Source organism: Candidatus Pantoea bituminis (assembly GCF_018842675.1).
GTDB lineage: Bacteria > Pseudomonadota > Gammaproteobacteria > Enterobacterales > Enterobacteriaceae > Pantoea > Pantoea phytostimulans.
Map to the genome: position 1 here is coordinate 3,662,136 of NZ_JAGTWO010000004.1, position 15,421 is coordinate 3,677,556.

The 15,421-nt window shown below is 52.9% G+C and carries 12 protein-coding genes and 4 pseudogenes; 3 read left to right on the plus strand and 13 right to left on the minus strand.

All coding sequences use genetic code 11. From position 1 onward, the window contains the following. Positions 1 to 18: 18 nt before the first annotated feature. Positions 19 to 818: pseudogene (gene yigL, locus KQP84_RS20925) on the minus strand (sugar/pyridoxal phosphate phosphatase YigL). Positions 819 to 833: 15 nt separating this feature from the next. Beyond that, positions 834 to 1,865, minus strand: a complete 1,032-nt coding sequence (gene pldB / locus KQP84_RS20930) for a lysophospholipase L2 (RefSeq protein ID WP_215847972.1) — start codon at positions 1,863 to 1,865, stop codon at positions 834 to 836. A 114-nt stretch (positions 1,866 to 1,979) separates the two neighbouring features. On the opposite strand from pldB, the gene rhtB reads away from it, so the two are divergent. Then, positions 1,980 to 2,603, plus strand: a complete 624-nt coding sequence (gene rhtB, locus KQP84_RS20935) for a homoserine/homoserine lactone efflux protein (RefSeq protein WP_215847973.1) — start codon at positions 1,980 to 1,982, stop codon at positions 2,601 to 2,603. A gap of 59 nt (positions 2,604 to 2,662) precedes the next feature. Here rhtB and rhtC read toward each other — a convergent pair. The 3 genes and pseudogenes from rhtC to pldA form a co-directional block, all read right to left on the minus strand. Continuing rightward, positions 2,663 to 3,285: pseudogene (gene rhtC / locus KQP84_RS20940) on the minus strand (threonine export protein RhtC). Between the two features lie 12 nt (positions 3,286 to 3,297). Continuing rightward, the gene (recQ, locus tag KQP84_RS20945) at positions 3,298 to 5,124 is read right to left on the minus strand and encodes an ATP-dependent DNA helicase RecQ (protein WP_215847974.1); all 1,827 of its coding nucleotides are present in this window, start codon (positions 5,122 to 5,124) and stop codon (positions 3,298 to 3,300) included. Positions 5,125 to 5,148: 24 nt separating this feature from the next. Continuing rightward, positions 5,149 to 6,027, minus strand: coding sequence for a phospholipase A (gene pldA, locus KQP84_RS20950; protein ID WP_215847975.1), 879 nt, complete (start codon positions 6,025 to 6,027; stop codon positions 5,149 to 5,151). 194 nt (positions 6,028 to 6,221) lie between these two features. On the opposite strand from pldA, the gene KQP84_RS20955 reads away from it, so the two are divergent. Next, positions 6,222 to 6,692, plus strand: a complete 471-nt coding sequence (locus KQP84_RS20955; protein ID WP_215847976.1) for a thioesterase family protein — start codon at positions 6,222 to 6,224, stop codon at positions 6,690 to 6,692. Between the two features lie 54 nt (positions 6,693 to 6,746). After that, positions 6,747 to 7,652, plus strand: coding sequence for an EamA family transporter RarD (rarD, locus tag KQP84_RS20960; protein WP_215847977.1), 906 nt, complete (start codon positions 6,747 to 6,749; stop codon positions 7,650 to 7,652). On the opposite strand, the pseudogene KQP84_RS20965 reads toward rarD, so the two are convergent. The 8 genes and pseudogenes from KQP84_RS20965 to dapF form a co-directional block, all read right to left on the minus strand. Then, positions 7,617 to 8,674 (minus strand): annotated as a pseudogene (locus KQP84_RS20965) (AbrB family transcriptional regulator). The gene rarD and the pseudogene KQP84_RS20965 sit on opposite strands and share 36 nt — an antisense overlap. Before the next feature lie 97 nt (positions 8,675 to 8,771). Continuing rightward, positions 8,772 to 9,725, minus strand: coding sequence for a magnesium/cobalt transporter CorA (gene corA / locus KQP84_RS20970; RefSeq protein WP_215847978.1), 954 nt, complete (start codon positions 9,723 to 9,725; stop codon positions 8,772 to 8,774). Positions 9,726 to 9,913: 188 nt separating this feature from the next. Next, entirely contained in the window at positions 9,914 to 9,970 is a 57-nt protein-coding gene (gene ysgD / locus KQP84_RS26295; protein ID WP_370661507.1) for a YsgD/CorL family protein, read from the minus strand. 66 nt (positions 9,971 to 10,036) lie between these two features. After that, complete coding sequence (uvrD, locus tag KQP84_RS20975) at positions 10,037 to 12,199, minus strand: DNA helicase II (RefSeq protein WP_215847979.1); 2,163 nt, start codon at positions 12,197 to 12,199, stop codon at positions 10,037 to 10,039. 54 nt (positions 12,200 to 12,253) lie between these two features. Continuing rightward, a complete protein-coding gene (yigB, locus tag KQP84_RS20980) occupies positions 12,254 to 12,970 on the minus strand; it encodes a 5-amino-6-(5-phospho-D-ribitylamino)uracil phosphatase YigB (protein WP_215847980.1) in 717 nt (238 codons plus the stop codon). After that, on the minus strand, positions 12,967 to 13,872 hold the full coding sequence (gene xerC, locus KQP84_RS20985) for a tyrosine recombinase XerC (RefSeq protein ID WP_215847981.1): 906 nt from the start codon (positions 13,870 to 13,872) through the stop codon (positions 12,967 to 12,969). The genes yigB and xerC overlap by 4 nt, the downstream gene beginning before the upstream one ends. Continuing rightward, positions 13,869 to 14,573 (minus strand): DUF484 domain-containing protein, encoded by a 705-nt coding sequence (locus tag KQP84_RS20990; protein WP_215847982.1) that lies wholly within the window; start codon positions 14,571 to 14,573, stop codon positions 13,869 to 13,871. The genes xerC and KQP84_RS20990 overlap by 4 nt, the downstream gene beginning before the upstream one ends. Next, positions 14,570 to 15,393 (minus strand): annotated as a pseudogene (gene dapF / locus KQP84_RS20995) (diaminopimelate epimerase). The gene KQP84_RS20990 and the pseudogene dapF overlap by 4 nt, the downstream one beginning before the upstream one ends. Positions 15,394 to 15,421: the final 28 nt, after the last annotated feature.

A 15,421-nucleotide genomic window follows, 5' to 3' on the forward strand; every position in this document is an offset into this window, starting at 1 on the left:
TTTCTTTCAAAAGCTTATCTATGATAAAAACAGAGCGCGCAAGGTTTGCGGCACAGCGTCCTCGACATTACTGCCAATCACTTCGACTTCAGGCAAGGTATCTTTTAAACGCTGGGCAGCATTCAGCATGATGCAGCTTTTGCCCGCCATACTCAGCATTTCAACATCATTCATGCCGTCTCCAAAAGCGATGCACTCTTTCAAGGAGTAGTTGAGCAGCTTTGACACCGCTTCCAACGCATGGCCTTTGGAAACGCCGCCCGCCATCACTTCCAGACACGTCGGCAGCGAGAAGCTAACGTTAACGCGGTCGCCCCACCGTGCTTCAATCGCCTGCTCCATGGGAATCAGATGCTCAGGATTTTCACAGGTAAAAAGACCTTGCTGATACCGTCGGTGGGCAGCAGCCCCGGCTCGTAAACCTGATAATTGAACACCGATTCGCGGAAATAATCTTGTTCAGCCGGACGCGAACGGCTAACAAACCATTCGTCGTCACGATAAACGTGCGTCAGAATTTCAGGGTGATGATATTGCAGGCCGAAAAGATCGCCCGCGATGTCCTGATCCAGATTGTGACTAAAGATCAGTTCGCCATCGGCATTGTGAACACGCGCACCGTTAGACGTGATCATGTAAGCCGGGATACCCAGTTTATCGCGCATCTGACCAACATCAATATGATGGCGGCCCGTTGCGAAAACAAAGTGAATATTGCGTGCCACCAGTTGTTGCAATGTTTCGCGGGCAAACGGTGTGATGCGATGTTCGGGAGAAAGCAGCGTGCCATCCAGGTCGGATGCAACGATGTAATACATGAAAACCTCGGGTATTTAATTCAGGTGGCTGCAGCCAGCAAGGTAAATGAAAGAGTTAGCAGTGGGCTGAAAAAAGTCGACCACGGCGTTCAGCGCTTCGGCGCGCATTTCGTCTTTTTCAAACAAGATCTCATGCCGCGCACCTTCTATAACTAGCGGCTTATCGCCTGCGCATGGATGACCTGCAGACGCCATCGCGGCGCAGAAGAGATCCTGCGAACGGTTATCGACGACACGATCGTCGCTGGCTTGTAACAGCAGCACCGGCGTCGTGATTTTATCGGCCTGACTAATAATGTTACGTCCGGCATGAATCCCTTCGCGAACCCAATGATAGGTGGGCCCGCCGACGCGAATCGCCGGATCGTCAGCGTAAAAACGCAAATTACGGCGATAACGTTCCGCGCTGTGTGTCAGGCGGTTAATGCCAAACGGATGCGCTCGCCAGCGTCCTGTGCCTAGTGCATAACCATCGCGCAGGGTCGGGCGTTTTTCAGCCCAATCAAGAATACGGTGCGCCATCCACTCCGGTAACGGCAAGGCAATACCGAACATCGGGGCAACCAATGCCACCCCGTGAAAAGCCTGCGGCTGACGCGCCAAAAACAGCGTCAAAATTGCGCCGCCCATAGAGTGCGCTAAAGCATAGCGCTGTTGATAATGGCCACCAACGATCTCTTTTAAGTAGAGCGTTTCCAAATCATCAACGTAGTGGGTAAATTCGTCCACATGTCCACGATGCGAATCTTCCAGTAAACGATCCGATCTTCCCTGACCACGATGATCGAGAATGATCACGTCGAAACCGCAATGAAACAGATCGTACGCCAGCTCGGGATATTTTACGTAACTCTCGATGCGGCCCGGCACAATCAAGATAACGCGCTTATGTTGCGGCGAGGTGAAGCGCACATAGCGCAAAGTCAGGTTTTCTACCCCAATAAACTCACACTCTTCTCGGCCGTGCCAAAAATCCAGTAAAGGCCCGGTTGCAAAGGCGGCAAATGCTTTTTCACGCCGAAGCCAACTGGCTTTGTGTTGATTCATTCACCCTCCTGTTTGCCCTGAAAAAAGAGTCTGATTCGCCGCGTGTCGCCCATAGCGCCGCGCTTATTTCTGGCGTATTGTGTCACACTTCCGTCTATACAGGGAACGTAACCCATGACCATCGAATGGTGGCTGACCTATCTTCTCACCACCTCAATTCTCAGTTTATCGCCAGGTTCTGGCGCAATTAACACCATGAGCACGGGCATCAGTCACGGCTATCGCGGGACAGTTGCCTCGATAGCGGGCCTGCAGCTTGGTCTGTCGCTGCACATTGTTTTGGTGGGCGTGGGTCTCGGCGCACTGTTTTCTCAATCGCTGCTGGCGTTCGAGATGTTGAAATGGGCTGGCGCCGCTTATCTGGTTTGGCTTGGCATACAACAATGGCGCTCCGCCGGTGCCATTGATCTCAATGCGGTTTCTAAAGCCATGCCGCGACGTCGCCTGTTCAAACGTGCCGTGTTGGTGAATCTCACCAACCCGAAAAGTATTGTGTTCCTGGCCGCGCTGTTTCCGCAGTTCATCTTGCCGCATCAGCCACAGCTGGCACAATTTCTGGTGCTGGGCATCACCACAGTGGTCGTCGATATCATCGTGATGATTGGTTATGCCACCTTAGCGACACGCATTGCCGTGTGGATTAAGGGGCCAAAGCAGATGAAATTGCTGAATCGTCTATTTGGTGGGATGTTTATGGCCGTTGGTGTGTTGCTGGCCAGCGCGAGAAAGATTGCCTGATTTATCCTGCTGAATATTGCCCAGCCCGTTCGGGAACGAACGGGCAAGCAAAGCCGTTCTTACCGCGAAATAATCAAGTGAATGCCGAATCCAGCAAACAGTACGCCTGCCATACCATCTATCCATTTCGCTAAACGCTGATACCTGCTACGCATCCACGGCATGGCAAAAATAGCCGCTACCAACGTAAACCACGCAAACGTCTCGCCGATGATCAGCAGGAATAACCCCCAGCGCTCCATCGCGCCGACATCATTACCAACAAACAGCGAGAACACACTACCGAAGTAGATGATCGCTTTCGGATTCGAAAGGTTAGTAAGAAAACCTTTCAGGAAGCTCATGCCTTTTTTCGGCAGCGCGACCGTCGGCTCAGAGGGCTGAGGCTGCTTGTGGCGCTGGCGTGCTGAGCACATCAGCTGCCACCCCATCCACAGCAGATAAAGACCGCCGCCGACCATAATGATCTGATGCAGCCAGGCCATTTTTTCCAGAATCAGATGCAAGCCCATCAGCGCCACACCCGCCCAGATCACAATACCCAGCGTGATACCAAACACACCCATCATCGCCTCTTTACGTGAGCGACTGGCGGCAGTTTGAGAGACAAAAAGAAATCCGGGCCAGGGCTCATCAGTGCAACCAAATGAACCAGCGCAACGGTAGCGAATAACATCAACATAATTAGCGTCCTTTACTCTTCATCAAGATGTTCTTTAATCATCACCAAAAATGGCTTACCAAAACGCTCCAGCTTGCGTTGACCTACACCGTTGATGCTTAACATCTCTGATGCGCTCACCGGCATCTGTTCTGCCATTTCAATCAGCGTTGCATCGTTGAATACCACGTAAGGCGGGATGTTCTCTTCGTCGGCAATGGCTTTACGCAGCTTGCGCAATTTGGCAAACAGCTTGCGATCGTAATTGCCGCCATGAAATTTCGCTGAGCTATTACTCTTGGGTTTGGCGGTAATCAGTCGCGGTACCGCCAGCATCAACGGTACTTCACCGCGTAATACCGGTCGCGCCGCTTCCGTCAGCTGCAAAGCGGAATGCATAGCAATGTTTTGCGTCACAAATCCCAAATGGATGAGCTGACGCAGCACGCTGACCCAATGCTCATGGCTGTGATCTTTGCCGAGTCCATAAACCGGTAATTTATCGTGGCCCTGTTCGCGAATACGCAGATTGTTTGCCCCACGCAGCACTTCGACAATGTAACCCATGCCGAAACGCTGACCGACACGATAAATACCTGACAACGCTTTTTGCGCCTCAACTAAACCGTCATACCGCTTAGGAGGATCAAGGCAGATATCGCAGTTGCCGCACGGCTGCTGGCGACCTTCACCAAAGTAATTAAGCAGCACCAGACGGCGACAGGTTTGTGCTTCTGCAAACGCATTCATCGCATTCAGCTTGTGCCTTTCAATGTCCTGCAATGGACCGGGTACTTTCTCTTCCAGACATTTACGTAGCCATGCCATATCAGCCGGGTCGTACAGCATCATCGCTTCTGCCGGCAACCCATCACGCCCGGCGCGACCGGTTTCCTGATAATAGGATTCGATATTGCGCGGAATATCGAAGTGCACCACAAAACGTACGTTGGGCTTGTTGATTCCCATACCAAACGCCACCGTGGCGACCACTATTTGTAAGTCGTCACGTTGGAACGCTTCCTGCACGCGAGCGCGCTGTTCACTGTCGATGCCTGCGTGATAGGCACCTGCGCTCAGGCCACGGCTCTGCAAACGCGCAGCGGTGTCTTCAACCTTTGCTCGGCTGTTGCAGTAAATGATGCCGCACTTGCCTCGCTGATCCTGGACGTAACGCAACAGCTGCTCGGTGGGTTTGAATTTTTCCACCAGCGTGTAGCGAATATTGGGACGATCAAAGCTGCTGATCTGGATAAGCGGATCGTGCATGTGCAGCAGGTTAATGATGTCATTACGCGTGGTTTCGTCGGCGGTAGCGGTCAAGGCCATTACCGGCAAATCGGGAAAGCGCTGACGCATTTTTCCCAATGCACCATATTCCGGGCGGAAATCGTGGCCCCATTGCGAAATACAGTGTGCTTCGTCAACAGCCAACATTGCTGGCTGCCAGTGCGCCAGACTGTCGAGGAAGTTATCCATCATCAGGCGCTCTGGTGCGATATAGAGCAGCTTAATGCGGCCAGTACGGCAATCTGCCATTACCGCTTGCTGCTGCTCACGCGTCATCGTCGAATTCAGGCAAGCCGCCGCCACACCGTTTGCCAGCAGCTGATCCACCTGATCTTTCATCAGTGAAATCAGCGGCGACACCACCAGCGTCAGCCCTTCCTGCACCAGCGCGGGGATCTGATAACACAGCGATTTACCGCCGCCAGTAGGCATCACCACCAGACAATCTCGCCCGTTCAGCGCTTCATTAATAATGCTTTGCTGACCGGGACGAAACTGCTGGTAGCCGAAAGTATCTTGTAATACTTGCTGTGCCAGCGCTTCCTGATTAAGAACTGCCGAGGTTGCCACGCTATTCCTGCTTTAAGTCGTTGGTCAGAAGAGGTCGTTCAGCGTCACGCCGACACCAATACGCGTCTGGCGATGATCGTAGTCGATCAGCGATTCACCATAACCGCTAAATAATTGGGTGTAAAAACGCACGTGTTCCGTGATGGGATAACTCCAACCCAACTGCGCGCCACCGAAGCCGGAGTTCCAGTTGTAGTTACCTTCCATACTGAAAATACTGTCGCCCATCATATAGCCGAGTTTGAGACGGTAATAGCCCATATATTTGGTGATATCGGGGTTATCATCGCGGCTGCTGCTTTCCGGTAAACGGTACCACGGCTTCACTTCGGCGAGGAAGTTGCCGTTTTGTGCCATCAGGCGGGCATACAGGCGGTTCCAGCTACGCGAAGTGGGATCGCTGCGACCATTCGATTGATGGTTAAAGCCCATTTCAACATCACGTAACGTCCAGCCTGCGAACGAGTAATCCGTTGCCCAGCCAAGGAAAATTTGCGGTTCGTAGTTGGTTTCACGAAACGGAGCAGACTGGCTTTGGTTCGACAGCTGCCACCATGAACGTTGTGTATAAGATGCACCCAGCACCGAGTTGTCACCCAAAATCCCGCGCCACAGCGGAAAGGCCAGGCTGAGCTGGAACTTCACTTCATCTTTACGCGCTTCTTTGGCCCAATTGTAAGAGGAGATCGCCTCTTTATTGATATCGCTGGTATAGGTATAGAGTAGATAGTTGCTCTCATACGGATACAGCACAAACGGGTTATCATGTTTTTCCAACATGTTCGCAATAATGCTGCCGCGAACCTGCGGTACGTCATGGATCTCTTTAACCGTGGCTTCTTCTGCTTGCGCCAAAGTAGGAAGTAACAACGTTGCCGCCAACAAGGCGCGATGCTTACGCATAAAATTCTCCGGTGAAACGCTGCGTATTTGAAAAGAGCGGTGTGGGTGTCTTAAAAAGCAGGCCATTCTACACGCAAATGGCGCTTAATATGAGCGCTGATTTCCTAAACTGGAAAGCCTCTCGCTAGCGGCATAGAATACACATCTCATTAACATTTGGGCGCCACGTTAGCGTTATTTTTCAGGAAAAAACCATGTCATCAGTACTGCTGACTCAGCAGGAAGCGCGCCGTCTTATCGGCGAAATTTTTGTTTATCATATGCCCTTTAACCAGGCGTTAGGACTTGAGCTGGAACGACTGGAGCCTGATTATGCGGAGCTGAGTTTCGCTAATAAAACCATGCTGGTGGGTAACGCTGCTCAGGCAATTTTGCATGGCGGCGTTATCGCTTCAGTGCTGGACGTTGCAGCAGGCATGGTTTGTGTGAGCAATGCTCTGACTCGTCAGGAAAGTATCAGCGAAGATGAGTTGCGTCAGCGTCTGTCGCGCATGGGAACCATTGATATGCGCGTAGATTATTTACGGCCTGGGCGCGGTGAACGATTTACCGCCACCAGCAGCCTGTTGCGCGCCGGTAATAAAGTGGCGGTCGCACGCGTTGAGCTGCATAACCAGCAAGGCGATTACATCGCCACGGCAACCGCGACCTATTTGATTGGATAACTTATACGACGTGCAAGCGTCGCCGTTTTTTGGATAGTCGTTTTCGGAAGGTCTATGGATACGCAACAAACGCGCCAGGGCATTGGCTTTGCTCTTGGCGCTTATTTTATTTGGGGCATCGCACCCGCCTATTTCAAACTGGTAAAAGAAGTCCCACCGACTGAAATCATGACGCATCGGGTGATCTGGTCTGCACTGTTTATGTTGCTTTTGATCACCCTAAGCCGCAGTTGGGGAGTCGTTCGCGGTGTATTACGTCAGCCCAAAAAAGTGCTGATTTTAGCGGCCACCGCGCTGACTATCGGCGGCAACTGGCTACTGTTCATCTGGGCGGTAAATAATCAGCACATGCTGGAAGCCAGCCTTGGCTACTTTATTAATCCGCTGATCAACGTGGTATTCGGCATGCTGTTTCTGCGCGAGCGCTTCCGTCGTCTGCAATGGCTGGCGGTATTTCTGGCGACGCTGGGTGTTGTCGTGCAGCTGTGGCAGTTTGGATCGCTGCCCATTATCGCGCTGGGCCTGGCCTTGAGCTTCTCTTTTTACGGTCTGGTGCGTAAAAAGATTCAGGTTGATGCGCAGAGCGGAATGTTGATCGAAACGCTGTGGCTGTTTCCGCTGGCGGCAATTTACCTGTTTGGTTTTGCCGACAGCAGCACCAGCCATTTGGGCGCGAACCCAATGAGCCTGAATATAAAGCTGATTGCAGCCGGTATTATTACTACCATTCCGCTGATGCTGTTCGCCGCCGCGTGTAGTCGCCTGCGCCTTTCCACCGTCGGCTTTTTCCAGTATCTCGGTCCAACGCTGATGTTTTTACTGGCGGTGCTTTTTTATGGTGAAACCATCACGCCAGATAAAATGGTGACCTTTGGTTTCATCTGGCTGGCACTGCTGGTGTTTGTCTACGATGCGGTTTCCACCTCAATTCGCGCTCGCTCGCGTGTGGGCGTAGCGTGAAATAAAGCGGGCTAATGCTGGGCCGGTCAGCAAAATGGTGAACAAGCGCAGCGTTTGTAACGCCATCACAAAAGCAATATCGACCCGGCTACCCGCCGCGATGATCGCCACCGTATCAAGCCCGCCGGGGCTGGTGGCGAGATAGGCTGTCATCAAATCAATGTGTAATACCCGCGTGAGCATCCAGGCTAAACCGCCACACAACAGCATCAGCCCGATGATTGAGATGATCATTTGCGGCAAAGTCCGTAGCGCCAATAAAAACACCGGTCGGGTAAAGCGCAGACCGACGCTCCAGCCAATTAACGCATACGCCAGCGCCAGTAGCCATTCAGGCACCTGCAACAGCGCGACACCGGTTGAGTGCAGAGCGGCACCGACCAACGCAGGCAGAAGCAGCGCACCAGAAGGAATACGCAGCCGGGTGCCGAGCCATGCGCCAGCAAACATCACGCCGAGCGTGATCCAAAACCCCTGATTCAGCGGCGGGAACCAGAGCAGCTCAACACTGTGCGCGGTATCACCCAGCCCTATACGCGCCACAATCGCTGCCGCCGTGGCGACAAAAAGTACGCGTAAATATTGCATGAAAGCCACCAGACGGACGTCCGCGCCAAAATCCCCCGCCATTGCGACCATCGCAGAAGCGCCACCGGGCGACGATCCCCATGCACCCGTTGGTCCGGGTAAATGGCTAAAACGCACCAGCAGAAAACCAGATAAACCGCTAGCGGCCAGCGTCAACACCAATACCGCTAACACGATCGGCCAGTCTTGCAGCAGCGGCGTCAGGATGGATGGCGACAGGCTTTGCGCAATCATGCAGCCCAATACTGCCTGCGCCAGCAGGAAAAACGCTTATTGATACGTAGCGTTGCGCCTGACAATCCCATTACCACGCCGACAATCATCGGCCCAAGCAACAGCGCGGCAGGAACATGAAAATAGTGGAACAGCGCACCCAATAAAATTGACGCGAACAGCAGCAAAGTCCATTGCGCGCGCAACGAGAGAGAATCCATAAGGGAGAAATGTATTGAGGAAACGAGGATTTAGATTACGCAGAATTGCCAGCGGGAGCCAGTAAAACGGGCCGTAATAAACGGCCCGTAACAAAGATTACAACCAGTTTTTACGTTTGAAATAGAGATAAGGCGCCAGCCCGGCAAGGATCATCAGGCCAATGGCTGCCGGATAACCAAAGCTCCATTTCAGCTCAGGCATGAATTCGAAGTTCATGCCGTAGCTTGATGCCACCAGCGTCGGCGGCAGGAAGACCACGGAAACCACCGAGAAGATCTTGATGATGCGGTTCTGTTCAATGTTGATAAAACCCATTGCCGCCTGCATCAGGAAGTTCACTTTCTGGAACAGCGATTCATTATGTGGCAACAGTGATTCGATATCGCGCAGGATTTCACGCGCCTGCTCCAGCTGATTGCCCGGTAAACGCGCCTTGCGCACCAGGAAGTTGAGCGCACGCTGGGTATCCATCAAACACAAACGCACTTTCCAGCCGATATCTTCCAGCTCTGCCAAACGCGACAGCGCCTGATCGTACTCTTCGCCCTGCTGACCTTCCATGATCACCCGGCTCAGTTTTTCCAGCGCGCTGTAGATGTTTTCGATTTCATCCGCCAGCTGTTCAATTTTGGTTTCAAACAGATCGAGCAGCAGTTCAAAGGCGTTGCCGTCGATCAACGTTTGATTACGGGCGCGCATACGATAGAGGCGAAACGCCGGCAGTTCGCGCTCACGCAGCGTATAAAGACGGCCTTCACGAATGGTAAACGCCACAGTGGAGTTACCAGCGTGATCTTCTGCATCTTCATAAAAGAAGAAGGAGTGAATATGCAGGCCATCTTCATCTTCGAAGAAACGCGCAGAGGCTTCGATATCTTCCAGTTCAGGACGCGTCGCCAGACTTTGGCCTAACTCAGTTTGTACCCGCTCACGCTCGCCCTCTTCCGGTTCGATCAAATCGACCCAGACTGAAGAAGTGAGTTGGTGCGTTTCGTCTTCCAGTTCAAGACGCGTCAGGCGGCTGTGATCAAGTTTAAATGCGCTCAGCATAGCAATACTCCCCATTGCAGACTTAATGGGACAAGCCAGTACGCCGTTCTACAAAGCAGAACGGGCACGGCTAACACCTGAACACGGAAACTCACGTTTCAAGGGTAAATCAGTGCTGACTCATGCGACGAGATTAAAGAAGGGAGGTCGCTGATAACCGCTAAGGCTACCCGCGTAAAGAGGTAGCCTTAGATGTTATTCCTGTTAACCAGGTATTCGAGCCAGCATCGACTGGGCGTGTCCAAGGCATTGTCCTCTCATGATAATAGTGGGCGCATGTTACGCTGAGACGAAAAAGTCGTCAACCGATGCTAAAGCGTTTCCAGTTTGGCGTAAGCAGCAACTAACCATTTGATTCCCTGCCCCTGAAACGCCACCTGAAGTCGGCTGTGTTCGCCGCTGCCTTCCAGATTGATGATGGTTCCTTCACCAAATTTGGCATGTTTTACTCGCTGCCCCAGCGCGAAGCCGCTGTCGTTTTTCGTTATTGGCGTTCCCATACGTTGATGGTTGACCGGGCGCGTTACGCTGGCACGCAAACGTACTTCTTCAATGCAGGCTTCCGGTAATTCGCCGATAAAGCGCGAAGGACGGTGATACACCTCTTTACCATATAAGCGACGGGTTTCAGCGTAGGTCAGCGTCAGCTTTTGCATGGCGCGCGTCACGCCAACGTAGGCAAGACGACGCTCTTCTTCCAAACGTCCGCCTTCATCCAGCGACATCTGGCTGGGGAACATGCCCTCTTCCATGCCAACGATAAAGACCTGGCTAAACTCCAGCCCTTTAGCTGAGTGCAGCGTCATTAACTGCACCGCATCCTGCCATTTATCCGCCTGGCCTTCGCCCGCTTCCAGCGCAGCATGCGATAAAAATGCCTGCAGCGGCATCAAATCTTCGTCTTCATCTTGATAGCTGAACTGGCGTGTTGCCGTGACCAGTTCCTCAAGGTTTTCGATACGCGCCTGGCCTTTTTCGCCTTTTTCCTGCTCGTACATCATCCACAGACCTGAATCTTTTATGACCCGATCGGTTTGCACATGCAGCGGCATTTCTGCGGTTTCGGTTGCCAGCGAATCAACCAGCTCACAAAAGCGTTGCAGCGCGGACGCCGCTCGACCCGCTAAGGCGCGCGTCTGCAATAATTCACGCGTCGCTTGCCACAGCGTTAGCTGTTTTTCCCGCGCGGTTTGCCGCACGACATCCAGCGTACGATCGCCCACGCCACGAACGGGGGTATTGACGACGCGCTCGTAGGCCGCGTCATCGTTACGGTTGGCCATCAGTCGCAAATAGGCCAGTGCGTCTTTGATTTCCTGACGCTCGAAGAAGCGCATACCGCCATAAATACGGTACGGCATGCTGCTTTGCAGCAAGGCTTCTTCCAGCACGCGTGACTGAGCATTGCTGCGATAGAGAATGGCGCAATCTATCAGCGCATTGCCGTTTTCGTGCCAGGCTTTGATGCGATTCACCACAAAGCGCGCTTCATCCAGCTCATTAAAGGCGCAGTAAATTGAAATCGGCTCGCCGTCGCTACCATCGGTCCACAGCTCTTTGCCGAGGCGACCGTTGTTATTCGCGATCAAGGCGTTAGCCGATTTCAGAATATTATTGGTTGAGCGATAGTTTTGCTCAAGGCGGATAGTTTCTGCGCCAGCAAAATCTTGCAGAAAGCGCTGGATGTTCTCGACCTGCGCACCACGCCAGCCGTAAATCGACTGATCGTCATCACCGACAATAATGACGCGTCCGCTGTCACCTGCCAGCATGCGGATCCATGCATATTGAATGTTGTTGGTATCCTGAAACTCGTCCACCAGCACGTTGGTAAAACGTTCGCGGTAGTGATTCAGAATGTGCGGCTTGTTAAGCCAGAGTTCATGCGCACGCAGCAACAGCTCGGCAAAATCCACCAATCCAGCACGATCACACGCTTCCTGATAAGCCTGATAAATACGCAGCCAGGTTTGCTCCACCGGATTGCCATAGCTTTCGATATGCTTTGGACGCAGCCCTTCATCTTTTTTGCCGTTGATGTACCACATGCCCTGACGCGCAGGCCATTGCTTATCATCAAGATTCATCGCTTTGATCAGTCGCTTTAACAGACGCAGCTGGTCTTCGCTATCGAGGATCTGAAAATCCTGCGGCAAATTAGCATCCAGATGATGCGCACGCAGCAAGCGGTGCGCTAAACCGTGGAAAGTGCCGATCCACATTCCGCCCTGGCTGGTGCCAATCAGCTGTTCGATACGGTGACGCATCTCTGCGGCGGCTTTATTGGTGAACGTTACCGCCATGATTGAGTAAGGCGAGCAGTTTTCCACCGAGAGCAGCCAGGCGATACGGTGCACCAGAACGCGCGTTTTTCCGCTGCCCGCGCCTGCTAATACCAGCAGGTTATTGCGCGGGGCCGCAACGGCCTCGCGCTGTTTGTCATTCAAACCGTCGAGCAGTTCAGAAACGTCCATAAGCACCAATAAGTCAGAGAGTGTAAAGCAAAAGACTGGATATATTTACAGCCATTATAGCAGTGAGGTGAGCGATGCCAACTGTGAAATTTCAACATGCGGCAGCAGGCGCGCATCGTTGATGTGCATAAGATTGCCTTGGCGCAGGTTGATCCAGCAGGCTTGCATGCCGCAGCGCAGCGATCCGGCCACATCGGTAGTGAGATCGTCACCCACGTGCAGAATGTGTTCCGGCGCGATGTTCAAACGTTTTGCGGCCAGATGATACATATCTTCCCATGGCTTAGCGCGACCATCCGGGCCGGCACGCAACGCAAACTGGAAGTAGTCAGCAATTCCCAACTTTTCTAACTGCGCATTGCCGTTGGTGATGGCCACCAGCGGCACTTTTTCCGCCAACATTTTCAGCGTTTGATGCGTCTCTTCTGGCATTTTCACTTCGCTACGCCATTGATGGAAAACCTCCATCACCTGCGCAGCCCCGGCAAAGGCTTGTTCTGCGGGAATGCCAGCATTCAACATCGCCAGCTCAACCGAACGACGACGCCATTCCGACACATCATGGTAGATATCGGGCTCCCGCAGCAGCAATTCATCACGCAACGCCTGATACGCTTCTGCTGTGAAAGTTTTCAGCGACGGATGGAACGCCTGTAACGCAGCGTGGGATTCTTCGGTGGTTTTACGTATTACCGGATAATTGTCGTAAAGCGTGTCATCGAGATCAAAAGTCATGGCTTTGATGGCACGTAAGGGACGATAAAACTTCATTCTTTCTTTCCTCGTTTGGCGCGGGGATGGGCAGCATCGTACACCGAAGCCAGATGTTGGAAGTCGAGATGGGTATAAATTTGCGTAGTCGCAAGGTTGGCATGCCCCAACAGCTCCTGCACCGCACGGAGATCGCCACTCGACTCAAGTAAATGGGTCGCAAAAGAGTGGCGAAGCTTGTGCGGATGGATATGGCTGGCTACGCCCTGCTTGATGCCCCACTCCGCAAAGCGCTTCTGCACGTTACGCGCCGATATACGACAGCCACGCGTGGAGAGAAACAGCGCATCATCCTCGCAGCCAAAGCTGGCGCGCAGCGGCAGCCAATGTTCAAGCCAGGTTACAGCAGTACGACCAATCGGTACGCGGCGTTCTTTGCTGCCTTTACCTGTTACCCAGACTTCACCTGAAGCCATATCGACATGGCGACAATCCATGCCTACCAGTTCAGAAAGACGCAATCCACCGCCATACATCACTTCCAGCATGGCGCGATCGCGTACCGCTAGCGGATCATCAAGATCGATCTCAAGCAGCTGATTCACTTCATCAACATCAATATTTTTAGGTAAGTGGCGCGCTTTTCTTGGGGTAACAATGCCTTTTGCAGGATTGGCACTTAACATGCCCTGACTGACTTGCCAGTCAAGAAAACTGCGCAACGCCGAAAGGCGCAGCGCGAGGCTGCTGGCGGAAAGGCCGGTGCGGCGACTGCGTGCCGCCATGCTACGCACCTGTGCCGGTTCCAGCGTCGCCCAGGCGCTGATTTTCATCTCATCCGCAATAATCACCAACGCGGCGAGCTGGCGCGCATAGTTGCTTTGCGTGAGCGGACTGAGCTGGCGCTCCACTTTCAGATAGCGCAGAAATCCGTCAACGGCATCCTGCAGCGAATGACTCATGCGCGTTCTACCCAGCGCATCAACAGTTCAGGCATCATTTGTGACAGATGCTGCAACAGCAACGTGCCCATGCCCGATTGATAATGCTGGCTGTCGCGGCTGCTGAAAATCAGCACGCCCAAATCGCCATGTTCGCCCATTAACGACATCGCCACCGAGCCAATCGCTTTGGCTTGCGGCAGCAGCAACAGCAATTCCGGGCCATTAATGCTGCCGAGATAATGGTGTTCATTGCCAAAACGTTGAATACGCAGCGGCTCAAACAGCTGGCGTGAAAGGCTTAGCTGAATAAAATCAGACGGCGCGCCAAGACGCCATTGATCATTGAACAAACGAATGTTTGCACCCGCCAGGCCCAGCTCACGCGCCCAGCGGTGCAGGCGATTTAACATCTCCTGCAGAGAATCGGCCGCCGCTAAATGTCCCTGTAACGACAGCAGACGATCAAACAGCTGGTGATTATTAGTGGCTTGCTCCATCAGCAGCGTGATCTCTTCTTCCAGCTGCTGGATATGATTGCGCTGACGCGCCATGTGCCATTCCACCAGCGATACGCTGCCACGTACCGGATGCGGCACCGCCATTTGTTCGACCTGGCGCGCATTGCGGATAAAGAAATCGGGATTTTGCCGCAGGTAATCGTTAACGGCTTGATCGTCCAGCAAGACCGTATTATCGGCTTGCTCTTCGATATTTTTCATAGATGAATAAACCCATCGTAGACGTGTGTGGCTGGGCCGGTCATGTAAAGTGGTTCTCCAGCCCCTTTCCAGGCGATATGCAGCGTGCCGCCGGGTAAATCAACACGCACTTTTGGTGCCAAAATTCCCTGCTGGATGCCACAAGCAACGGCTGCACATGCACCGCTACCGCACGCCTGGGTTTCGCCCGCACCGCGTTCATACACGCGCAGACGAATATGTTCAGGATTGACGATTTCCATAAAGCCAACGTTGACGCGCTCTGGGAAACGTTCATGGCCTTCAAGAATTGGCCCTAATACTTCAACCTGTGCCGTTTTTACACTTTCGACCTGAATCACGCAGTGCGGATTCCCCATCGATACCGCGCCAAACATCACAGTTTGTTCAGCAACGCGGAGCAGATAAATGTTTTCCGCTTTGTTGGCGCGAAAAGGCACCTGCTGAGGCTCAAAGTCAGGCAAGCCCATGTTGACGCAGACCAGATCGTCCGGCGTTACGCTTAACACCATGCGGCCCGCCTGCGTGCTGACGCGGATGTCGCTCTTGTTGGTCAAGCCTTTAAGTTGCACAAAGCGGGCAAAACAGCGTGCGCCGTTGCCGCATTGCGACACTTCGCTGCCATCTGCGTTGAAGATACGATAGTGAAAATCGAGGTCAGGATCGTAAGGTGGCTCAACGATAAGCAACTGATCAAAGCCGATACCCAAATGACGATCGGCCAATCGGCGAATCAGTTCGGGCGAAAAAAGACATTTTGCGTCACAGCGTCCACAACCATGAAATCGTTGCCGAGGCCGTGCATTTTGGAGAACTGCATTTTTTGCTCCGCCGGATGCGCCATTGAA